Below are 21,514 nucleotides of genomic sequence, written 5' to 3'. Positions count from 1 at the left end.
TTTTCAGCTAGACAGCTGTAATTACCCTCTTTTTACTTCATTAAATCTAATGCTTGTTCTAAAACTTTGTCGCCTTTCATCATTCCGTAATCAACACTGTTAATAACAGCTAGCGGAATACCTTTTGGCTCTAATTTTTTCTTCATGTTTCCTTCTAAGAAACGTACTTGAGGTCCAAGTAATAAAACATCGATTTCGTCTAAATGGTTAGCTGCTTCTGCTTCGGCAACTGCGAAGATTTTTGCTTCAAGACCTTTTTCTTCAGCTGCTTTTTCCATTTTTGTAACTAGTAAGCTGGTAGACATACCTGCTGAACATACTAACATGATTGTTTTCATGATTATTTCCTCCTCTAGATAATTCTCTTAACACTTATTTATATATGCAAGTACCGTGCCAACTTTAAATGTGGCTATAAAAGGGTTTTCATTTTGTTTTTTGCTTACACATTGGCTTTTTTTGTGTGTAATTTTTACACACATTGGAATATTAACGGAATCTTTATGCGGGTCTTGAGAATCTTAACACTGTCTTTATGCATTTGTTGTTAGGATTAGTGGTGGAAAGAGTACGGTGAAGGGGTGAACGGAAAATGGGTGTTGTTCTAGTAGTTGCTGGAATCATCGGTTTAGCTTTGTTGGTGTATTTATTTTATGTGTTGTTTAGAGGTGAAGATTTATGAAGTATATCGTGATGCAAGATGTGTTTTTTGTTGTATTGTTGTTAGTTTTAGCAGTGCCGCTCGGGATTTATATGTATAAAGTGATGAGTGGTGAGAAGGTGTTTTTGTCAAGGGTGCTGGAACCGGTTGAACGGTTTGGTTATCGGTTGATGGGTGTAAGTGAAGCTGGGATGTCGGCGAAACGTTATGCAGTTTCGGTGCTTGCTTTTAGTGCGGTTGGCTTTATATTTGTGATGGCTGTGCTAATGTTACAAGGATTTTTACCACTTAATCCAGAAGGTATGAAGGGGCTTAGCTTTAGTTTGGCGTTTAATACGGCGGCAAGTTTTGTGTCGAATACGAACTGGCAAGCTTATTCTGGTGAGACGGCGTTATCTTATTTTTCGCAGTCAATTGGCTTAACGGTACAGAACTTTGTTTCGGCAGCTACTGGGATTGCGGTTTTATTTGCAGTAATTCGCGGCTTTATATGGAAGAAACAGAAAACGGTGGGGAATTTTTGGCAAGATTTATTTCGGGTGACGCTTTATATTTTGTTGCCGCTTTCGCTTGTATTGGCGCTAGTTTTGGTGTCGCAAGGGGTGGTGCAATCATTTGCAGATTATTCGGTTGTGGAAACGCTTGAAAGTGGCGCAAAACAATTGATTCCGCTTGGGCCGGCTGCTAGTCAAATAGCTATTAAGCAACTAGGTACAAATGGTGGTGGCTTTTTCGGAGCGAATTCTGCTTTTCCGTTTGAAAATCCATCTAGTTTTACTAATTTAATCGAGATGTTGGCGATTTTACTTATTCCGGTGGCGCTTGTTGTGATGTTTGGGCGCGCGGTGAAAGATAGTAAGCAAGGGCGCGCAATTATGACAGCGATGTTAATTGTTTTTGTTGTTGGGGTCGTGGCGATTACTGTTTCCGAACAATTTGCGGGACCGAGTTACCAAGGTGTTGCGACTTCTGGCAGCATGGAAGGGAAAGAGGTACGTTTTGGAGTTGGAGGATCGTCGCTTTTCGCGGCTTCAACGACGGCAGCTTCAAATGGAGCGGTGAACGCGATGCATGATAGTTTGACCCCGCTTGGTGGGCTTGTGCCAATGTTCTTTATGCAGCTTGGCGAGGTCATTTTTGGCGGAGTTGGTAGTGGGCTTTATGGCATGATTGGCTTTATTATTTTGACGGTGTTTATCGCGGGGCTTTTGGTTGGGCGGACGCCGGAATATTTAGGGAAGAAAATTGAACCTTATGATATGAAAATGGTTTGTTTGCTTATTTTAGTTCCTCCACTGTTGACGTTGTTTGGTACGGCGGTTGCGGTGATGATGCCGAGTGTGCAAGCTTCGGTTTCGGCGAGTGGGGCGCATGGTTTCTCTGAGGTGCTCTATGCGTTTACTTCGATGGGCAATAATAACGGTAGTGCTTTTGCGGGATTTGCGGCAGACACGACGTTTACAAATATGGTCGGCGCAGTAATGATGTTACTTGCTCGTTTTATTCCGCTAGTTGCGGCGCTTTACTTGGCGCAAAATATGGCGGGTAAGAGTCCGGTTGCAGCGAGCAGCGGGACGTTATCGACGAAAAATGGCATGTTTGTTGGTCTTTTAATTGGCGTTGTGGTGCTTGTTGGCGCACTTAGTTTCTTGCCGGCGCTTGCACTTGGACCGATTGCGGACTTCTTTACAACTTTCAAATGAGGTGAATGGAAATGATGGAAAAAGGTATTTGGAAAGATTCGCTGATTCAGTCGATGAAAAAACTGTCTCCTAAACTACAAGTGAAAAACCCGGTCATGCTACTTGTTTATGTCGGTGCGATTTTGGCAACGAGCCTTTATTTTCTTGGTTTTTTTGGGATTTCAGATGAGAAGTTAGGATATACACTCGCGATTGCGCTGATTTTATGGTTTACGGTGTTATTTGCGAATTTTGCGGAGGCGATTGCGGAAGGTCGTGGTCGAGCGCAGGCGGATAGTTTGAAAATGGCTCGAAAAGACGTTTTAGCTCGGAAGTTGAAAAAGATAGAGGATAAATCTGATGTCGTTGAGGTAGCTTCGAATGATTTGAAAAAAGGCGATATTGTGTTTGTGCTTGCGAATGAGCAGATTCCGATGGATGGTGAGGTTATTGAAGGCGCGGCGTCGGTTGATGAAAGTGCGATAACTGGGGAATCCGCGCCGGTGATTCGTGAGTCTGGTGGGGATAGAAGCGCTGTGACTGGCGGGACTACACTTGTTTCTGACTGGCTTGTTATTCGGATAACTGCGGTTTCTGGGGAAAGTTTCTTAGATAAAATGATTGCGATGGTGGAAGGGGCTTCGCGGAAAAAAACGCCAAATGAAATCGCTTTGCAGATTTTGCTTGTGACGCTTTCGATTATTTTTCTGGCGGTTTCAGCGACACTTTTACCATTTACTGAATTTGCGAGTAAACAGGCGGGTGCTGGCTCGGCGATTTCGATTACGAATGTGATTGCTTTGCTCGTTTGTTTGGCGCCAACTACTATCGGCGCGTTACTTTCATCGATTGGGATTGCTGGGATGAGCCGTTTAAATCAAGCGAATGTTTTGGCGATGAGTGGTCGTGCGATTGAGGCGGCTGGAGATGTGGACGTGCTTTTGCTTGATAAAACCGGGACAATTACACTGGGAAATCGGAAAGCGAGCGAATTTTTGCCAGTGGATGGTGTGACAGAACAAGAACTGGCGGATGCGGCACAACTTTCATCGATTGCGGATGAAACGGCGGAAGGTCGCAGTATTGTTGTTTTGGCGAAAGAACGCTTTGATATTCGCGGTCGAGATTTTGCTGAAATGCACGCAGAATTTGTTCCTTTTACTGCAAACACACGAATGAGCGGGATTGATTATCAAGAAAATACGATTCGAAAAGGCGCAGCAGATGCGGTCCGTGCTTATGTAACGGCGAATGGCGGAACGTATCCGAAAGAGTGTGACGCGATTGTTAGTAAAGTTGCTGGCGCTGGTGGAACGCCACTTGTCGTCGTTCGAAACAACCAAGTGCTAGGCGTGATTTATTTAAAAGATATTGTGAAAAATGGTGTGAAAGAACGTTTTCTCGATTTACGAAAAATGGGTATTAAAACAATCATGATTACAGGGGATAATCCGATGACGGCGGCTGCAATTGCGGCGGAAGCAGGAGTCGATGATTTTCTAGCAGAAGCAACTCCTGAAGCCAAATTGGAATTAATTCGCGAATATCAACGGGAAGGCCATTTAGTTGCGATGACAGGTGACGGGACGAATGATGCACCAGCGCTTGCACAAGCCGATGTGGCTGTGGCGATGAATACGGGAACGCAAGCTGCAAAAGAAGCTGGGAATATGGTTGACCTTGATTCTAGCCCAACAAAATTAATTGATATTGTGCGGATTGGCAAACAACTTTTAATGACGCGTGGCGCGCTGACTACGTTTAGTGTTGCGAATGATTTAGCTAAATACTTTGCGATTATTCCGGTGCTTTTTTACGGGATTTTTCCACAGCTTGAGGCGCTTAATTTAATGGGATTAACAAGTCCGACGAGTGCAATTTTATCCGCGATTATTTACAATGCGGTGATTATCATTGCCCTCATTCCGTTATCGTTAAAAGGCGTGAAATACCGCGAGATGCCGGCGGGGAAATTACTCAGCCGCAACATGTTGATATATGGGCTGGGCGGATTGATTGCTCCATTTATCGCGATTAAATTGATTGATATGCTGTTAACTGTTCTGGGAATCGTTTGAGAGGGGGAGAAAACATGAAAAGATTTATGAAAATTTGGAAGCCGGCAGTTGTTGGATTTCTACTTTTGACATTGGTGTGTGGCGTGGTTTATCCGGGTGTTGTCACGATTATTGCAGGTGCAGCTTTCCACGACAAAGCAAATGGCAGTATAATAGAAGAAAAGTTAGCAGATGGCTCAACTGGAAAATATGGTTCTGCTGAAATTGGCCAAACGTTTACGAAGCCAGAGTACTTGATTGGACGGGCGGCAAGTGACGGTGCGGCGACCAACTTGAACCCGACAAGCGAAGAACAAAAACAATTAGTAGAAAAACGGATTGCTTGGTGGCACAAACTAGATCCAACCAACAACCGAGTTATTCCAATGGATCTCGTGACCGCATCAGCAAGTGGTGTGGATCCAGATATTTCCGAGGCAGCGGCAGCATACCAAGTAGACCGGATTTCAAGAGAACGCGGGATTTCCACCAAAGTAGTTAAAGAAATTATTGCGGACAACACAAATTCGCGATTATTAGGTTTTTGGGGTGAGCCGACTGTGAACGTTTTACAAGTCAATTTGGCATTAGATAGTTTGAAAATGTAGGTAGTTGGAGGCGAGAATATGGAAACGAATCGTCCAAGTCCGGATGCGCTACTAGTGAATTTGCAAGAAGAAACAGATTCATCGGTAGGTAAATTAAAAATATATTTTGGCTTTGCAGCAGGTGTTGGGAAAACGTACGCGATGTTAAGTGATGCCAAAGATCAACTAGCAGCCGGTGTCGATGTTGTTGCTGGTTATATTGAACCTCATGCTCGGGAAGAAACGCTGAGAATGTTAGTTGGAATCCCAGTTATTCCACCTAAAGCAATCAACCATAAAAACATTGCGCTCAAAGAATTCGATTTGGACGAAGCGTTGAAACGGAAACCAGAACTAATTTTGGTAGACGAGCTCGCACATACGAATGCTGCTGGCGTGCGTAATAAGAAACGTTTTCAAGATGTGGAAGAGTTGCTTCAAGCGGGAATCGATGTGTACACAACGGTAAATGTGCAGCATATCGAAAGCTTGAATGACATCGTGGAAGGCATCACCAAAGTGGCTGTCCGTGAAACCATTCCGGATTATGTTTTTGATGAAGCGGACCGTGTAAAGTTAATCGATATCGAACCAGATGAACTTTTAAAACGACTTGAACAAGGCAAAATTTATCAACCAGAACGAGCTCGCACCGCCATGCAGAACTTTTTCACTAGAGAAAATTTGAAATTGTTACGCGAAATTGCGATGCGAAAAGCGGCGGACCGAATTAGTCATGAATACGACCAGACCGGCATTTATCCAGAAAAGCGCGCAAGTAGTAAGTGGCTCGTCTGCATCGGGACGTCCCCATCATCTGCGAAACTAATTCGCTGGACAGCGCGCACTGCTGAAGCTTTCCGCGCACCATGGACTGCTCTTTATATTGAAAATGAAGAAAATGATTATATGACCAAAGCGGAGAAAAAATGTTTGCGTGAAACGATGGAACTAGCTGAACGGCTTGGTGCAGAAATTGTCACACTCGCTGGACACGATATTGCAGAAACCGTAGCCGAATATGCCCGTTTGACTGGGGTGACGAATATTGTTGTTGGTAAATCGCGCCGTCGCATGGGGCTGCGGTCTTTATTTGAGGATGATTTTGAAGACCAGCTAATTACACATCTCGATAATGTCGATATGCATATTATCCCTTCCAGCCAGCCTGAGACGAAAAAACGCCGAATGAAAGTCCGTTTTAAAAGCTTCCTAACGTGGCACGATATGGCGAAAATGGTCTTGCTACTTACGCTGGCGACAGCGATATGTGTTGGCTTAAGTGAATTCGGCATCGGCGATCAGAACGTTATTATGGTATATATTTTGTCCGTTTTAATAATTTCTCGAGTAACAAGTGGCTATGTTTACGGAGTCCTCGGCTCCATCATTGGCGTCATGTTATTTAATTTCTTTTTCACGTCGCCGCTTTATACATTTAATACGATTCAAGCGGGTTATCCGGTAACTTTTGGAATTATGCTCTTAGTGGCTTTGATTACGAGTGCGCTAACCGTCCGGATTAAAACACAAGCGAGCCTTGCCGTTGAGCGGGAGCGTCGAACCGAAGTGCTTTATGAAATCAATAAACAGCTGTTAGTAACCCGGAATTTAAAAGGAATTATCGATTTAACCAATGAATATATTTTGCATTTATTTGGTCGTTCCGTGATTTTCTATTCATCTGACCCAGCCAAAAGTAACGAAGGGATTTTCGTTCAAGCGGAAGGGAAAGAGGATGCGAACGCGCTTCTTGGTGCTGATGAGGAAGCTGTCGCGCATTGGGTTTTTAAAAATAAAAAAAGGGCGGGCGCTGGAACGGATACGCTAATGGGCGCATTTGGTTATTACATGCCAGTGATGTCGCAAGGGAAAGTGCTTGGTGTCATTGGGGTTTCTTGCTCGGCGGAAGAAGGCCCACTCACACAAGATAACCGGATATTTTTACGGATGATTAGTTCGCAAGTTGCACTGGCTTTAGAGCGGCAATATTTATCAGAAGAACAGCGTCAAATCGTCATCGAATCAGCGAAAGAAAAAATGAGAAGTAATTTACTACGGGCAATTTCGCATGATTTAAGAACACCACTTACTGGCATCATTGGCGCAAGTTCGGCTTTGCTTGAAAAAGAAACCGAACTAGATAAAGAGACTGAGCGAAACTTAATTAAAGGTATTAAAGATGACTCTGGTTGGCTCATTCGGATGGTCGAAAATCTACTTTCTGTCACGCGAATTAGCGAAGGTTTAGTCAGTTTGGAACGAGCGCCCGAAGCTGTGGAAGAGATTGTTGGCGAAGCAGTTGGACGTATTAAAAAACGTTTTACAGACCGAACTATCCATGTTAAAGTACCGCGCGATTTGCTAATGGTTCCGATGGACGGCACGCTCATTGAGCAAGTGCTTATTAATTTGATGGAAAATGCGCTACGTCACGGTGGCCCTGCTGCGGAAGTGTGGGTAGACGTGACGAAAACGAAGCAAAGTGCTATTTTCAGTGTGCGTGATAATGGAAAAGGAATACCGGAAAATCGTTTGCCTGATTTATTTGATACGTTTGCGGTAGAAGCGAGAGAACGTTCGGATATGTCTCGTGGTTTGGGGCTCGGTTTATCGATTTGTATGTCGATTATTCGGGCACATAATGGGACTTTAGAAGCAAAAAATAACGAACATGGCGGGGCGACATTCTGGTTCACTTTGCCATTAGATGGAGGAGATGGAAAATGAACAGCAAGCGACTTGTGCTAATTGTGGAGGATGAAGATGGCATTAGTAATTTTATCACGGCTGTGTTGACGGCTAGCGATTATGCGGTAATTAAAGCAACGAATGGCAAAGAAGCGTTGGAACAGACGGCTAGCCATTCACCTGATGTGGTATTGCTTGACCTCGGTTTGCCAGATATGGAAGGACTAGACGTGCTTCGGGCTATTCGCGTTTGGTCCAAAGTGCCGATTATCGTTGTATCCGCGCGCGATCATGAACGAGAAAAAGTGACTGCACTTGACCTTGGCGCAGATGATTATATTACGAAGCCATTTGGTACATCAGAACTACTGGCGCGCATTCGGACTGCACTGCGGCATATTCAACCGAGCAGCAAAGAAACGCCAAATGACCACGTAATTCAAATTCAAAACCTGTATATCGATGACGACCGCCGACTTGTCAAAATGGGTGACACGGAAATTCATTTTACACCAATCGAATATAAAATTTTACTCTTGTTAGCGCGCCATGCTGGGAAAGTTCTCACGCACGATTTTATTATTCGTGAAATTTGGGGACCTTATTCAAGTGAAAATCAAGCACTCCGGGTCAACATGAGTAATATCAGGCGCAAAATCGAAAAAAATCCTGCCGAACCTGCTTACATTTTGACAGAAGTAGGGGTTGGGTACCGGATGGCGGAAGAATAATATGTTATGATAAAAGTAAACGCCAGGAGGAATTAAGATGCATAAAACAATCCGTAGCGTAGACGTTTATTATGAAAAATATGGTGAAGGAATACCCATTATAATGATTCATGGCTTCGCGCCAGATTCGCAGTTAATGATTGGTTGTATGGAGCCAGTGTTCGATAAGGAAAGCCCGTTTTCGCGCATTTACCTGGATTTACCGGGAATGGGAAAAACCGAGAATTACGACTCGATCCAAAACGCCGACCATGTGCTCACACTTTTATTAGAATTTATTGAAGCAGTCATTCCGGGCGAGCAATTTGTACTCGCCGGGGAATCGTATGGTGGTTATTTGGCTCGCGGAATCGCAGCGAAAATACCGGATAGAGTGCTTGGTGTCTTACTTATTTGTCCGGTAATCTATCCGGAAAAAGAACGAAGAACCTTGCCTGAACAAAAAGTCTTGTATCAAGATGAGACATTTGTAAGTACGCTGTCTAAAGAAGACCGCGCCTACTTTTCGAAAAGTGGTGTCATTTTAACGGCGCGAAATTGGAATCGTTTCTTGTCGGAAGTGATGGCTGGGATGATTAATGCGGACGGTGAATTTTTGAACCGATTATCTGCGAACTATGCGCTGAGCTTTGATCCGGATGAAAAAGCGCAATTTGATGTGCCGGCATTATTCTTATTTGGTCGGCAAGATGACCATGTAGGATATGCGGACGGACTTACTTTGCTAGAAAAATATCCACATGCATCGTTTGCTATCCTTGATTTTGCGGGTCATAATTTGCAAATTGAACAACCGAAAATATTTACGACAATGGTACAGGATTTCTTATTCCGCGTGAAACCAGAATAAGCTAGCCTTTATGACCACCAACCATTTCAGACCGTTTTAGCCCAGTCGCTCCATTTAGCAAACTGCTTGCGTGCATAAGTGATTTAAAACCATATCGCGTGCGGATTTTATCGACAGTTATTTCTAATTGCTCGTGATTCAACGTGCGGGTAGCATCTTCAAACAAATTGAGTTGCAGCCCGGTTTTTAAAGTGATTTTGTCGCATGAAATCGCAATGGAGCGCACCGGTTCTCGTTCATCGTAACGTCTGAATAATTGTAGGAAATAAGGAATAAGCGCATGACTACTACTTGTAGGAGGGATTTTAGCTTGATGGCTGAATCCTTTTTTTATGCTGTATTTGCTGTATCCGACACTCAAATGAATAACCGCGGTATCCACATGATTTTGCCGCAAACGCATAGCCACTTCCTCAACCATTTCGCGAATCACAATTTCCACCTCAGCCGGGACGTGATAGTCTTTTTCAAGAATTTGGCTTTTTCCGTAGCTTTTACTAATCGGGACATATTTTTCATTTAAAAGACTGTAATCAATCCCATGAGCGTGGTAATAAAGTTGCTCGCCGACTACGCCCATCGCATTTTTTAACACTTGGGGTGGTGTTTGACTGAGTTGGTACATATTAAAAATCCCCATTTTTTGCAGGCGAACAGCAGTCCGGCGACCAATTCCGCACACATCATCCAAATGCCTAATCTTCCAAATGGTTTCGGGGACATCCTCGTAGCGCCATTCAGCTATCCCATCATCGCGATTTTTGGCAACATTATCGAGTGCGAGTTTGGCAAGAAGCGGATTGTCACCAATCCCGACCGTGACATAAAGTCGCAACTCCTCTAAAATGTCACGCTGGATTTTGCGAACAATCTCCTCCGTACTACCAAATAGCAAATGCGACCCGGTGATGTCTAAAAAACATTCATCAATACTATAAACGTGAATAAACTCAGCAGGAACGTAACGTCTGAAAATGGCTTGAATCATCGCGTTAACTTTTAAATATAATTTCATTCGTGGGGGTGCGATAATTATTCGTTTGTCCCAAGTTGGTAGCTCGTACATCCTCGAGCCGGTTTTGATATGATGCACTTGTTTCATTTTTGGTGTGGCGGCTAAAACCAAGCCACCAGCTCGTTCGGCGTTACTCATGACGACTAAGTAAGCTTCAAGTGGATTCAGTCGGCGTTTGACACACTCAACCGAAGCGAAAAAACGATTTAATATCAATGCACAAAATATCGCGGCGCGGTGCACGGCTATAATCTTCTACTTGTACCATTTGTCGACACTCCTTTCTTCTACGTTTCGAATAGCAGAGAAGGAAAGCGGGGTAATACCGTCAGAGTTTTTAATATAAATAATGTTGTTTTCTACTCCTGAAATACGACCAATAAGATCGCTTTCGGGAAATGCTTCTGGATCTAGCGGCTTTTTCTGGATAACAAGCATAGACTGATGTGTCATCGCGCTAGCTAGTACGCTCTCGATAAATTCTGTAGTCATAGCTTCTTTCCATACTAACGTTGGCTCAGCGTTTTGCATTGCCTCGGTATGCTCGCTCAATAAAAAACCGCCCCATTTCTTCATGCCGCGATCTTGGTAGCTCATGTGATGACACCTCCAATAATTCAAATAATTAGCTGTTGCTTAAATATATTATACGAACAAATGTTCTTGTTTACAATGCGTAAATATTCTCATTTGTGATATTAAAACGGGAACAAATTACTATTTGTGAACAATTAATAAAATGGACATAAAAAAACGACCAAGCCCCTAATTAGACTTAGTCGTTATGATTATTTTTTAAGCGTGGTTATCTTCATACGCCGTAATTTGTCCAACACGATTGGCATGTCGACCACCTTCGTAATCGGTGTTTAGCCAAATTTTGACAATATCTTCTGCTAAACCTGGGCCTATGACTCTCGCTCCAAGCGCAAGGACATTTGTATCATTGTGTTCACGCGTTGCATGAGCGCTAAATGTATCACCAACAAGCGCGCAACGAATACCTTTTACTTTATTAGCTGCAATACTCATACCAATCCCTGTGCCGCAAACTAAAATACCGCGGTCGACTTCTTGGTTCACAACTTTTTCACTAACGGTAATAGCGAGCCCTGGATAATCCACTGATTCTGGTGCTTCGGGACCAAATTCCTCATAACTAATGCCAACACTTTCAAGATAAGAAATAATACTTTTTCGTAATTCAATTCCGCCATGGTCTGAAGCAATGGCAACTTTACTAACTGTCATTTTTTCTCCTCCTGCCGTATGATCAATACCTTTATTATACATGAATTAGAGTTTTTCGACAGTCTTTCTGTTGCGCCAAGGTTTCGCGTGAACAATAATAACGTCACAAGGTGCATGAGCGGCCGTATATTCAGAAACACTACCAAGAATAAATTGCTCCGTTGCGGAAAGCCCAGTTGCACCGACTAAAATTAAATCGGGTTCGAAATTCCGCGTTATTTTTTTATTAAAAGTAGTTTTTGGCGTACCAAAGTGAACAAAAGTTTCAACGTGTGCGACACCAGCTTTTTCGGCTTCTTTTTTATACATTTCAACCAGTTCTTCCCCGTAGGCTTTGGCTTTTTTTGCATAAGTTTGTTCATAATCAATTAATGGTGCAATCCGACGAACATCCGCGACAAAGCCAATACCAAGTGTGGCGCCATCCATTTTGGCAAATTGAACAGCTCGTCTTAGCGCGGCTTCCGCTTCATTTGATCCATCTACACCAACAAGAATCCGTTTGTAAGCAGACATTTTGTATCACCCTCTCAAAAGTTTTCCCCTTATTTACTTAATACCCATAAATAAAAGAAAGAAGCATGATTAAAGAGAAAATTTTGTGGTACTATGAGGAAAAGGAGGTTTCTTTATGGCAAAATTAAGCTCGTTTTATCCTATTGTAGCTACACCGAAACGTGCTGGCTATAAAGAATATCTACCAAGCCCGGCGCTAGCGGGGTATATTCGTTGTTTTTGGGAAGCAGATGATAGAAATTTCCCGGGAAATAATTTAGTAGTTCCTGATTTATGTGCGGATATTATTTTTACAATTGATAGCGAGACAAGGTTAGTTATGGAAGCTATGTTTGTTGGCGTCAGTGATGCACCATTTGAAGCTGATGATGAAAGTAGTTCTGAGCTTTTTGCCGTGCGATTTTATGCGTGGTCACTGTTTTTATTTGTAGAACAGGATTTGGCCGGTAGTATGAATCGGGTGAATGAGCCGGAAGCTATGTTTGCCGGCTTTACCCAGTTTTTTCGAGAGGGATTTGCAGAAACGACGACAAATAGAGAAAGAATAGCTTTGCTAGAAGAGTTTTTATTACGAAAATTAATGACGCTTGGTAAACAAATGCACGCTGATTTTCTCAATGGATTAGATCAATTGCTACAAAATCCAAATCAACTTCAACTAAGCGCGATTTCGGTTCGGCAATTAGAACGACTTTTCCAAAAGCACATGGGACTTGCGCCAAAACAGACTGCGAAACTTATCCGTTTTCAAAAAGTGTTGCAGGATTTGTACGGAAATTCAAATGTATCAGGAGCGGAACTGGCTTATCTCAATGGCTTTTCGGACCAAGCGCATTTAATTAAACAATTTAAACGATATAGTAATCACACCCCAGAAGAAATGAAGCGAATTTTTCTGCAAAATGTCGTAAATATACAATAAAAACTAAAAATATATTGTTAAACTATCGATATGGAGGTGCTTTAAATGATTAATGAATTTGTTTGTACGAATATTTCTACGGAAGATCCGGCGGCATTGGTCGCTTTTTATCATGAAAAACTGGGAATTCCGATTGTGTTTGAAGGATACGATAATTACGATGGCGCGAAACTGGGCTTTTCCGAAAATGCTCCCGGGATTATTGTTTGGAATAGTAGTAAATGGGGCAAATCAAGTGAATCTAAGGTGGAATTTGTATTCTCTTGTGATACCAATTTGGATAAGATGTATCAGGAACTTCAAGCAGTGGGAGTGGATACTCCGGAGCCGCGTGTGGCCGAGTGGGGTGGACGCGAACTGAACTTGCTTGATCCAGATGGTAATAAAATTATGATTTTGGAACCTGCACAATGAGCGAGGAATTTGCTTGGATACGCGAAGAAATAAGCAAGTTGCCGGGAGTCCAATATTCTTTTAAAGAAGAGTGGGGGGCAGAGCGCTACCACGTTTTGGATCAACTAATGGCAATGCGTGGAACGAATAAAGAAGGCGAACCAATTTTAACCTTGAAGTGCGATGCCGAAAAAAGTGAGCAACTTCGCGCAGAAAATCCAGTCATCGTTCCCGGTTATTACATGAATAAACGGGTTTGGATTTCTGTTTTATTAGAAGAAGAACGGGATAAAGACTTGATTCGCGCGTTAATCCACCATGCCTACTCAGAAGCGAAGAACAAGCTGCCAAAATATAAACAAGCGGAACTTTTTGACTAATTTAGTTAAGAAGTTCTTATTTCTGTTATAATAAAGATGATTGTGAAAAAGAAAACAAAAGGAGATGAAAAGATGGATATCAACATGTTTATCCTATACTTCTTCATTTATTCTGTTCTAGGATGGGCTTGGGAGGAAGTTTTTTGCTCGATTTCAGAGAAGAAGTTGGTGTATCGTGGTTTTCTTTATGGACCGTATTGCCCCATTTACGGGTTTGGGGTAACGGCAGTTTTAATGATGATTTTACCGTTTCAAAACAATTTATGGGCCTTATTTATTTTCTCGATGATTATTTGCACAGTAATTGAATACATAACCGCAACGATTTTGGAAGCATTGTTCCATACAACATGGTGGGATTATCACAACTGGCCCCTTAATGTTAAAGGACGGATTTGCTTACCGATTTCGATTTTCTGGGGATTTGCTTGTATCATCGTTGTGCGTTTCCTGCACCCAGTTGTAACCGAGTTTGCGGATTGGGTATTAAGCTGGGGCGGCTGGATTATCCCCGCCCTCATCGTTGTTATTATGCTCATCGATACGATTAAATCCGTTACAAGTATGCTATCATTCCAAAAAGCACTTGCTGAATTTAATGAAAAACTAAACGTACAAGCGGCTGAACTAAAAGCTAGCGTAAAAGAACGCGCGAAAGAATTTGAAGAAGGACTTTTGAAAAAACAAGAGAATGTCGATATTAAAATTGCTGAAATGGAAGCCAAACGCAAACAAGACAAAGAGCTTGCGGCTAGTATGCGCAAACTTAAATTCAATGAACGGCGGATGTTAAAATCGTTCCCGAAAATGAAAGTAAAACGCGCGGCACCCTTTAAAAACTTCAACAAAAGTTTACTTAGAGTTGATAAGCAAAAAAGAAAATAATCACACTGGATATGGCGCGAATGGTATTTTTTATCATTTGCGTCTTTTTTTGCGTTATTTTTTACAAAACGTATAGAAAGAGCAGACCATTTTTTGTATGATTAAGGAGAAACAACGCCTCGCAAAACGCCATTACTTCATTCTCATTTTTGTTTCAAAGTAGATTTCGCCTTACTTCAAGAAGTTTCGCAAGCCCGCTACATATCAACCTTTACAACCAACTTTCACCCATTTCCAAAGAACAGGTTTGTTAAAAAAGTCACAAGTAAAGCCCAATGATGTACATTCTTTCCGCAAGTTATTGGGATGAAAGCGTGTACATTTTTATTAGAATTAGATTTATAATTAAAACGAACAGGAGGGAACGACATGTATTTGGATGAGAGAAGTAATTCACTTTTAAAAGAACTTTTACGACATCCTGACACATCGAGTACGAACTTACAAGCAAAATTTGGTTTAACTCGAAGACAAGTCGACTATAGTTTCCAAAAAATTAATAACTGGCTAGAGGAACAAACTTATCCGAAGATTCATCGGGCAGCAAATGGTCGATTTATCGTAGAACCTGACCTGTTTCAAATCATTGGTGAGGAAGATGGCGAAAAAACTGACTGGTACATCCCGTCAGAAAAGGAACGTGCCAGTCTAATCATCCTCATGTTAACAACAGGAAGTGAAGAGTTATCCCTTAATCACTTTATAAGCGAGCTGGAGGTGAGTAAGAATACCGTATTACGAGACTTGAAACTGGTACAGAAGACGCTCGATAAATTCAACCTCGAAGTGAAATATTCACGAATGCGTGGCTATTTAATTGACGGAGACGAGTGGAATCAGCGGACGGCGCTCATTTATGCGGCAGAACACATCATAGAAAGTTTTGGCGGCGAAGAGTATTTACAGGATTTCATGCAAGTGGATGAAGCGAGAATTAAAGAGCTTCGGGAAAAATTGGAACAAGTCGAGCATCATCTGAATTTGCATTTTATTGACAATAAAATGCAAATACTGCCTTACATTTTAGAAGCTGTTTTTCGGCGGATGAAGAAAGGGCAAACAATTACGACATCTTTCCTGATTGACTACAATGAATTGTCAGATACTCGGGAATACGGAGCAGCAGAGATTTTTATTGAAGAAGAGCCGAATATGCCAGAAGCAGAGCGAATGTACATCACCTTGCAACTTCTAACTTCCAATGTACTTCCGAAACAATATTTAAAATCGGAGGAAACGCACAAGTTAAGGCTGGCACTGGAACAAGTTTTAAGCGAATTTGAGAAAAAGGCTTGTATTCAACTAGTAGACAAAGAATCGTTACTTGAAAAATTATTTGCACACATTAAACCTGCGTATTATCGAATTAAGTATCATCTTACAACAGATTACAGCATTTTAGACAAGATTGATCAAGAATTCCAAGCCGTGCATTACATCGTGAAAGAGTCGCTCATGCCATTAGAACGTTTTATTGGTAGCAAGGTTCCTGAAAATGAAAGCATATTTATCACCCTTTTCATTGGAGGGCATTTAATCGAATCCACGGAAAAATTACAAACGAGGCTAAAAGCAGTTGTAGTTTGTCCGAACGGATTGTCGATTTCGCGATTGATGGAAAAAACATTACGCAGCCTGTTCCCGGAAATATTTTTCTATCAAGCGATGTCGATTCGAGAATTTGAACAAACAAAGGTAGGTTATGACATTGTGTTTTCCGCAGTGCCACTTTCGACCGACAAGAAATTTTTCCTAATCAACCAATTGATGGATGGAAAAGAGCGCCTCGAGCTTAGACGCCGGGTGATGCGGTCGGTTTACTTAGTGGATGAGGTGAATATCAGCGTTGACCAATTAATGAAAACTATTTCCAAATTTGCTGATATTAAAGATGCTGCCCGTCTTGAAAAAGTGCTAGCAGACTATTTAATGCCAGTTCCAGAAGAAAACACATCCAAACACGAAGGCAAAAGCACGCTCGCAGATTTACTTGAAGTAACGCGAATCACACGTAAGAAATCAGTGGAAGATTGGCATGAAGCAATTTATCATGCGGCTTTACCGTTACTTTCAGCGGGAGTGGTGGATCCAGCCTATGTGGAAGAAATGAAACGGCAATATCCGGCACCGATTATGAACATCATTCTCCGTAATACGATAGCTATCCCTCATGCTGAAACGGAAAAAGGAGTAAATAGCCTCGGAATGAGCTTGCTTTATCTAGAAGAAGGCTTGCCACTAGAAGGCGGTAAAGAGCTACATTTTATCGTCGTCATCGCAGCCGTGGATAAAAACGCTCACTTCACAGCTTTACTGCAATTGATGGAATTATCGGAGAACAAAAAAGAACTGAAAAAACTTGCGGATGCTGCGAATACAGAAGAAATGCATCAAATAATTAAAAACTTCACGGACTTGGAAACAAAAAAGACAATGTAGAGAAGTCAGAAAGAATTACAGGAGGATTTCGTAATGGATTTAGTACAATTTTTGAAAAAAGGAATGGTTTGGGTTCAATCGGATATCGAGAAACAAGAGGACCTATTCCAAATGGTCGCAGAAAGTGGAAAGTCTGAAGGGTATGTTACGGATGACTTTTTAACGAGACTAACAGACCGTGAACAAACCTTTCCAACGGGGCTAAAATTAGATGGATACGGCGTGGCATTACCGCACACGGATCCAGAATGCGTTACGGAACAATTTATCGCCGTAATCACTGTGAAAGATGGCATTCCATTTAAATTAATGGAAGATGCTGGTCAAACGGTTGAAGCGAATTTGATTTTCGTACTCGGACTAAATGAACCACACAGCCAGCTCGCGGTACTTCAGCAATTGATGGGGACGATTCAGGATAAAGACAATGTAGCCGCATTACTCAGAGCGAAAGATGAAGACGAAGTAAAACAAATTTTAGAAACAATAGCCGTTTAAAAAAACAGGAAAATTAGCCGCGGGAAATCGCAGCAATTAATTAGGAGGAATTTATCATGGGACAATTTAAAATTTTGGTAGCTTGTGGAGCAGGAATTGCAACATCAACAGTAGTAACGGACAGAGTAGAACGTTTGGTAAAAGAAAACAACGTGGATGCAGAAGTAAAACAAATTAAAATTTCAGAAGCAGCATCCATGCAAGACGGAGCAGACTTGATCGTATCAACAACTATTTTACCAACAACGTACAAGATCCCAGCTATTATTGCAACTTCTTACATCACTGGTATGGGTATGGAAGAATTAGACGAAGAAATACTTGCGCACCTTAAATAAAAGGCTGCGCAAGGGAGTTTAGAAATCATCATTAAACAGAGAAAAAAGGAGGAAATATTAAATGGATACACTTCTGTCAGGAGTACAGTATGTTTTAAACTTGGGGCCTACAGTTATTTTGCCTATTATGATTTTCTTTATTGCATTAATTTTCCGAGTACCAGCAAAGAAAGCGCTTCGTTCAGCGATTACGATTGGTATCGGGTTTGTAGGTATTAACCTTGTTATTAGTTTACTATCTAGTAACTTAGGTCCGGCAGCGCAACAAATGGTTGAGCGTTTTGGACTGAATTTAACAATTATTGATGCGGGTTGGCCAGCAGCAGCCGCGGCTTCATGGGCTTCTCCAGTTGCAGCAATTTTAATTCCAATCTGTTTGGTAGTTAACTTAGCACTTATTTTCTTCAAAGTTACGAAAACACTTGATATTGATATTTGGAACTACTGGCATTTTATCGCAGCAGGTGCGACTGGTTATATCGTAACTGGTGGTAACTGGTGGTTCGCGATTCTTTGTGCCATCATCTATGAAGTTGCTGTTCTTTGGATGGCAGATAGAACACAACCTATGGTAGAAGAATTTTACGGCTTAAAAGGGATCTCCTTGCCAACAGGTTCTACAGCAGCATTCGGTTTCATCGGTATTCCGGTTGGTTGGCTAATCGCTAAAATCCCTGGTATTAAAAACATCCATGTAGACCCAGAAACTATTCAAAAACGTTTTGGTATTTTCGGGGAACCAATGATGATGGGTCTTATTCTAGGTATTGCAATCGGTATTCTTGCTGGCTATGACGTTGGGGCAGTTGCACAACTTGGTATGTCCATGGGTGCGGTAATGTTCTTAATGCCTCGTATGGTTAAAATTTTAATGGAAGGTTTAATTCCAATTTCAGAATCCGCTCGTGAATTCATGAAATCTCGTTTCAAAGGCCGCGAACTTTATATCGGGCTTGATGCAGCACTTTCAATCGGTCACCCAGCGAATATTTCTACTGGTTTAATCCTTGTTCCAATCACTCTTTTCTTAGCTGTTATCATTCCTGGTAACAAAGTACTTCCTTTTGGTGACTTGGCAACTATTCCATTCTACGTATCATTCGTAGTAGCATCTCGTAAAGGTAACATTCTTCACTCCGTTTTAGCTGGAACTGTAGTTATTGCACTAGCGCTTCTTATGGCAACTGACTTCGGTCTTGTTCATACAGAAATGATGAAAGGTGTTTACGAATTCCCTAAAGGAGCAACACAAGTTAGTACACTTGATATGGGTGGTAACTTCTTTAACTGGGTTATTCTTAAATTCTCTCAAGCTTGGGCAGCTATTTTCTAAGTTTTGTCTTAATGATATAGAAGAGGTGATAGTAACATGAGAGCAGCTGTGTTATACGAGAATAATGTAATAAAAGCAGAACAAATTGATGAAGCGACTTGCGGGAAAGATCAAGTTCGTGTTGAAGTAAAAGCAGTCGGAATATGTGGATCAGATATTCATAAAATGCAGACTCGCTGGAAATACCCACTGCCTGCTGTAATGGGACATGAATTCGCAGGTGTGATTACGGAAATTGGTAGTGAAGTAACAAATGTAGCTATTGGTGACCGGGTTGCAGGGATTCCACTTGAGCCTTGTATGGAATGTAATTATTGTAAAGCAGGCGATTTCGCGCTATGTGATAACTACCGGATGGTGGGGTCACATTTTCACGGGGGATTTGCAGAAAATGTTGTCATGAAAGCCGACAATGTCATTTCTATCGGCGACCTTGATTTTGAGGAAGGTGCGATGATTGAGCCACTTGCTGTATCGATGCATGGGGTACTTGGTATTCAGCCGAGACTTGGCGATACGGTCATTGTCTTCGGAATTGGCACGATTGGAATCTTGGTTGTACAATGCTTACTTCTTGCGGGAGTGAAAGATATTATCGCGGTTGACATTAGTGATAAAAAATTAGCAGACGCGCGGGAATTCGGTTGTAAATACACCATTAATCCAAAAAATGAAGACTTAAAAGAACGCGTTTTTGCTTATACAAATGGTCTTGGAGCTGATATCGCGCTCGAGTGTGCTGGTTCAAAAATAACCCAAGAACAATGCTTACTTGTAACGAAGAAAAAAGGTAAAGTTGGTTTTCTAGGAATAGCTTACGCAGATGTACTTTTACACGAAGAAGCTTTTGAAAATATTTTCAGACGCGAATTAACGCTGAAAGGTTTTTGGAATTCTTACTCGGCCCCATTTCCAGGTGAGGAGTGGCGTACGTCGATTGAATTCGTGAAACAAGGTCGAATTAAACTGAAACCACTAATTTCGCATCGTTATAAGCTAGAGGAAACGAAAGAAGCGTTTGATATGATTCTTTCCAGAGAGCATGATTATAACAAAGTGATGATATTGCCGCAGAAAGGTGACGATTAATTTGAAAGCAGTAGTAAAAACAAATCCCGGATATGATCAAATGGAGCTAAAAGATGTGGAAGAACCACAAGTTTATGGCGACAAAGTAAAAATCAAAGTAGCATTCACAGGTATTTGCGGATCAGATATCCATACGTTTAAAGGAGAATACAAAAATCCAACAACTCCCGTCACACTTGGACATGAATTTTCTGGTGTCGTTGTAGAAGTTGGGCCAGATGTAACGAGTATCAAAGTGGGAGACCGTGTCACAAGTGAAACAACTTTTGAAACTTGTGGAGAATGTATTTATTGTAAAGAACATGATTACAATTTATGTAGCAATCGTCGCGGCATTGGTACGCAAGCAAATGGTAGTTTTGCAGAATTTGTTTTATCTCGCGAGGAAAGTTGCCACGTGCTTGATGAACGGATTTCGCTCGAAGCAGCTGCACTGACAGAGCCACTTGCATGTTGCGTGCATTCGGCGCTTGAAAAAACAACGATTCGTCCAGATGACACAGTACTTGTTTTCGGACCAGGTCCAATTGGTTTATTACTAGCTCAAGTTGTGAAAGCGCAAGGGGCGACGGTGATTATGGCAGGAATTACCAAAGATAGCGACCGTTTACGTCTAGCAAAAGAACTTGGAATGGACCGGATTGTCGATACCTTAAAAGAAGACTTGGCTGAAGTTGTGCTCGGCATGACAGATGGTTACGGAGCGGAACGCGTATTTGATTGCTCTGGCGCAGTACCCGCTGTAAATCAAGGATTACCTCTAACGAAGAAAAAAGGCGATTTTGTTCAAGTAGGACTTTTTGCCGAAAAGAAAAATGCGATTGATGAAGAATCCATTATCCAACGTGAAATTGCTTATATCGGTAGCCGTTCGCAAAAACCATCTTCTTGGATTTTAGCGCTCGATTTACTGGCAAATGGCAAAATCAACACGGATAAAATGATTACTAAAGTATACGGTTTGGATGACTGGCGCGAGGCTTTCGAGGCAGTTATGGCAGGAAATGAAATTAAAGTATTAGTGAAATCTTAATAATGGAGGATGGGCTGTATGAAAAAACATCAAAAAAAGGATAACCGTGCAAACGAATCCAAAGCTTCTCGGGCTCAGATGTTTTACAGTAGTCATCCTTAGAAATGAGCCGAGAACATATTCGCGTATGTTCTCGGTTCCATTTCATTATAAGACGTTAAAA

General features: G+C 41.8%; 22 protein-coding genes. 17 read left to right on the top strand and 5 right to left on the bottom strand.

All coding sequences use genetic code 11. The annotated features are described in order from the left end of the window. Window positions 1-32: 32 nt before the first annotated feature. Window positions 33-338, bottom strand: coding sequence for a PTS sugar transporter subunit IIB (locus HCB49_RS10245; RefSeq protein ID WP_185396539.1), 306 nt, complete (start codon window positions 336-338; stop codon window positions 33-35). Window positions 339-592: 254 nt separating this feature from the next. Here HCB49_RS10245 and HCB49_RS10240 point away from each other — a divergent pair, with 254 nt between their 5' ends. Genes HCB49_RS10240 through HCB49_RS10210 form a run of 7 tightly spaced genes read left to right on the top strand, consistent with a single transcriptional unit; the run spans window position 593 to window position 9,259 of the window. Then, a complete protein-coding gene (locus tag HCB49_RS10240; RefSeq protein ID WP_185391896.1) occupies window positions 593-682 on the top strand; it encodes a potassium-transporting ATPase subunit F in 90 nt (29 codons plus the stop codon). Further along, entirely contained in the window at window positions 679-2,364 is a 1,686-nt protein-coding gene (gene kdpA, locus HCB49_RS10235) for a potassium-transporting ATPase subunit KdpA (protein WP_185604871.1), read from the top strand. Before HCB49_RS10240 ends, kdpA begins: the two co-directional genes overlap by 4 nt. Before the next feature lie 11 nt (window positions 2,365-2,375). Then, complete coding sequence (kdpB, locus tag HCB49_RS10230) at window positions 2,376-4,421, top strand: potassium-transporting ATPase subunit KdpB (RefSeq protein ID WP_185604870.1); 2,046 nt, start codon at window positions 2,376-2,378, stop codon at window positions 4,419-4,421. Window positions 4,422-4,435: 14 nt separating this feature from the next. Continuing rightward, window positions 4,436-5,008 (top strand): K(+)-transporting ATPase subunit C, encoded by a 573-nt coding sequence (gene kdpC, locus HCB49_RS10225; RefSeq protein ID WP_185604869.1) that lies wholly within the window; start codon window positions 4,436-4,438, stop codon window positions 5,006-5,008. Between the two features lie 18 nt (window positions 5,009-5,026). Next, on the top strand, window positions 5,027-7,717 hold the full coding sequence (locus HCB49_RS10220) for an ATP-binding protein (protein ID WP_185604868.1): 2,691 nt from the start codon (window positions 5,027-5,029) through the stop codon (window positions 7,715-7,717). After that, window positions 7,714-8,409, top strand: a complete 696-nt coding sequence (locus HCB49_RS10215) for a response regulator (protein ID WP_185604867.1) — start codon at window positions 7,714-7,716, stop codon at window positions 8,407-8,409. The genes HCB49_RS10220 and HCB49_RS10215 overlap by 4 nt, the downstream gene beginning before the upstream one ends. A gap of 37 nt (window positions 8,410-8,446) precedes the next feature. Next, a complete protein-coding gene (locus HCB49_RS10210; protein ID WP_185604866.1) occupies window positions 8,447-9,259 on the top strand; it encodes an alpha/beta fold hydrolase in 813 nt (270 codons plus the stop codon). A gap of 1 nt (window position 9,260) precedes the next feature. Here HCB49_RS10210 and HCB49_RS10205 read toward each other — a convergent pair whose 3' ends face one another. The 4 genes from HCB49_RS10205 to HCB49_RS10190 form a co-directional block, all read right to left on the bottom strand. Then, on the bottom strand, window positions 9,261-10,517 hold the full coding sequence (locus HCB49_RS10205) for a Y-family DNA polymerase (RefSeq protein ID WP_185604865.1): 1,257 nt from the start codon (window positions 10,515-10,517) through the stop codon (window positions 9,261-9,263). Between the two features lie 12 nt (window positions 10,518-10,529). Then, window positions 10,530-10,871, bottom strand: coding sequence for a hypothetical protein (locus HCB49_RS10200; RefSeq protein WP_185480372.1), 342 nt, complete (start codon window positions 10,869-10,871; stop codon window positions 10,530-10,532). A 198-nt stretch (window positions 10,872-11,069) separates the two neighbouring features. Then, window positions 11,070-11,525, bottom strand: coding sequence for a ribose 5-phosphate isomerase B (gene rpiB, locus HCB49_RS10195; RefSeq protein ID WP_185604864.1), 456 nt, complete (start codon window positions 11,523-11,525; stop codon window positions 11,070-11,072). 45 nt (window positions 11,526-11,570) lie between these two features. After that, window positions 11,571-12,041, bottom strand: coding sequence for a universal stress protein (locus tag HCB49_RS10190; RefSeq protein WP_003722030.1), 471 nt, complete (start codon window positions 12,039-12,041; stop codon window positions 11,571-11,573). Between the two features lie 115 nt (window positions 12,042-12,156). Here HCB49_RS10190 and HCB49_RS10185 point away from each other — a divergent pair, with 115 nt between their 5' ends. From HCB49_RS10185 to HCB49_RS10140, 10 genes are all read left to right on the top strand, one after another. Further along, window positions 12,157-12,963: a helix-turn-helix domain-containing protein gene (locus tag HCB49_RS10185; RefSeq protein ID WP_185604863.1), complete on the top strand. Its 807-nt coding sequence runs from the start codon at window positions 12,157-12,159 to the stop codon at window positions 12,961-12,963. A gap of 45 nt (window positions 12,964-13,008) precedes the next feature. Further along, window positions 13,009-13,377, top strand: coding sequence for a VOC family protein (locus HCB49_RS10180; protein WP_185604862.1), 369 nt, complete (start codon window positions 13,009-13,011; stop codon window positions 13,375-13,377). Further along, entirely contained in the window at window positions 13,374-13,736 is a 363-nt protein-coding gene (locus HCB49_RS10175) for an MmcQ/YjbR family DNA-binding protein (RefSeq protein WP_185604861.1), read from the top strand. The genes HCB49_RS10180 and HCB49_RS10175 overlap by 4 nt, the downstream gene beginning before the upstream one ends. Window positions 13,737-13,808: 72 nt before the next feature. Further along, window positions 13,809-14,621 carry a putative ABC transporter permease gene (locus HCB49_RS10170; protein ID WP_185604860.1) on the top strand — a complete coding sequence of 271 codons (813 nt, stop codon included), beginning with the start codon at window positions 13,809-13,811 and terminating at the stop codon, window positions 14,619-14,621. Between the two features lie 369 nt (window positions 14,622-14,990). Then, a complete protein-coding gene (locus tag HCB49_RS10165; protein ID WP_185604859.1) occupies window positions 14,991-17,060 on the top strand; it encodes a BglG family transcription antiterminator in 2,070 nt (689 codons plus the stop codon). A 33-nt stretch (window positions 17,061-17,093) separates the two neighbouring features. Further along, a complete protein-coding gene (locus HCB49_RS10160) occupies window positions 17,094-17,558 on the top strand; it encodes a PTS sugar transporter subunit IIA (protein WP_003722024.1) in 465 nt (154 codons plus the stop codon). 56 nt (window positions 17,559-17,614) lie between these two features. Then, on the top strand, window positions 17,615-17,896 hold the full coding sequence (locus tag HCB49_RS10155; RefSeq protein ID WP_003722023.1) for a PTS sugar transporter subunit IIB: 282 nt from the start codon (window positions 17,615-17,617) through the stop codon (window positions 17,894-17,896). A gap of 61 nt (window positions 17,897-17,957) precedes the next feature. Next, on the top strand, window positions 17,958-19,229 hold the full coding sequence (locus tag HCB49_RS10150) for a PTS galactitol transporter subunit IIC (protein ID WP_003722022.1): 1,272 nt from the start codon (window positions 17,958-17,960) through the stop codon (window positions 19,227-19,229). A 36-nt stretch (window positions 19,230-19,265) separates the two neighbouring features. After that, window positions 19,266-20,318 carry a galactitol-1-phosphate 5-dehydrogenase gene (locus HCB49_RS10145; RefSeq protein ID WP_014601183.1) on the top strand — a complete coding sequence of 351 codons (1,053 nt, stop codon included), beginning with the start codon at window positions 19,266-19,268 and terminating at the stop codon, window positions 20,316-20,318. Window position 20,319: 1 nt separating this feature from the next. After that, the gene (locus tag HCB49_RS10140) at window positions 20,320-21,351 is read left to right on the top strand and encodes a zinc-binding dehydrogenase (protein ID WP_070255231.1); all 1,032 of its coding nucleotides are present in this window, start codon (window positions 20,320-20,322) and stop codon (window positions 21,349-21,351) included. Window positions 21,352-21,514: the final 163 nt, after the last annotated feature.

The organism is Listeria cossartiae subsp. cayugensis, from assembly GCF_014229095.1.
GTDB lineage: Bacteria > Bacillota > Bacilli > Lactobacillales > Listeriaceae > Listeria > Listeria cayugensis.
Note: the sequence above shows the minus strand (reverse complement) of the source record. Positions and strands in the feature narration are given on the sequence as shown.

What these genes read in the sequence shown, in the direction of transcription:
- HCB49_RS10245 (WP_185396539.1), bottom strand. Translation starts at nt 338, where the DNA reads ATGAAAACAATCATGTTAGTATGTTCAGCAGGTATGTCTACCAGCTTA.
- HCB49_RS10240 (WP_185391896.1), top strand. Translation starts at nt 593, where the DNA reads ATGGGTGTTGTTCTAGTAGTTGCTGGAATCATCGGTTTAGCTTTGTTG.
- kdpA (WP_185604871.1), top strand. Translation starts at nt 679, where the DNA reads ATGAAGTATATCGTGATGCAAGATGTGTTTTTTGTTGTATTGTTGTTA.
- kdpB (WP_185604870.1), top strand. Translation starts at nt 2,376, where the DNA reads ATGATGGAAAAAGGTATTTGGAAAGATTCGCTGATTCAGTCGATGAAA.
- kdpC (WP_185604869.1), top strand. Translation starts at nt 4,436, where the DNA reads ATGAAAAGATTTATGAAAATTTGGAAGCCGGCAGTTGTTGGATTTCTA.
- HCB49_RS10220 (WP_185604868.1), top strand. Translation starts at nt 5,027, where the DNA reads ATGGAAACGAATCGTCCAAGTCCGGATGCGCTACTAGTGAATTTGCAA.
- HCB49_RS10215 (WP_185604867.1), top strand. Translation starts at nt 7,714, where the DNA reads ATGAACAGCAAGCGACTTGTGCTAATTGTGGAGGATGAAGATGGCATT.
- HCB49_RS10210 (WP_185604866.1), top strand. Translation starts at nt 8,447, where the DNA reads ATGCATAAAACAATCCGTAGCGTAGACGTTTATTATGAAAAATATGGT.
- HCB49_RS10200 (WP_185480372.1), bottom strand. Translation starts at nt 10,871, where the DNA reads ATGAGCTACCAAGATCGCGGCATGAAGAAATGGGGCGGTTTTTTATTG.
- rpiB (WP_185604864.1), bottom strand. Translation starts at nt 11,525, where the DNA reads ATGACAGTTAGTAAAGTTGCCATTGCTTCAGACCATGGCGGAATTGAA.
- HCB49_RS10190 (WP_003722030.1), bottom strand. Translation starts at nt 12,041, where the DNA reads ATGTCTGCTTACAAACGGATTCTTGTTGGTGTAGATGGATCAAATGAA.
- HCB49_RS10185 (WP_185604863.1), top strand. Translation starts at nt 12,157, where the DNA reads ATGGCAAAATTAAGCTCGTTTTATCCTATTGTAGCTACACCGAAACGT.
- HCB49_RS10180 (WP_185604862.1), top strand. Translation starts at nt 13,009, where the DNA reads ATGATTAATGAATTTGTTTGTACGAATATTTCTACGGAAGATCCGGCG.
- HCB49_RS10175 (WP_185604861.1), top strand. Translation starts at nt 13,374, where the DNA reads ATGAGCGAGGAATTTGCTTGGATACGCGAAGAAATAAGCAAGTTGCCG.
- HCB49_RS10170 (WP_185604860.1), top strand. Translation starts at nt 13,809, where the DNA reads ATGGATATCAACATGTTTATCCTATACTTCTTCATTTATTCTGTTCTA.
- HCB49_RS10165 (WP_185604859.1), top strand. Translation starts at nt 14,991, where the DNA reads ATGTATTTGGATGAGAGAAGTAATTCACTTTTAAAAGAACTTTTACGA.
- HCB49_RS10160 (WP_003722024.1), top strand. Translation starts at nt 17,094, where the DNA reads ATGGATTTAGTACAATTTTTGAAAAAAGGAATGGTTTGGGTTCAATCG.
- HCB49_RS10155 (WP_003722023.1), top strand. Translation starts at nt 17,615, where the DNA reads ATGGGACAATTTAAAATTTTGGTAGCTTGTGGAGCAGGAATTGCAACA.
- HCB49_RS10150 (WP_003722022.1), top strand. Translation starts at nt 17,958, where the DNA reads ATGGATACACTTCTGTCAGGAGTACAGTATGTTTTAAACTTGGGGCCT.
- HCB49_RS10145 (WP_014601183.1), top strand. Translation starts at nt 19,266, where the DNA reads ATGAGAGCAGCTGTGTTATACGAGAATAATGTAATAAAAGCAGAACAA.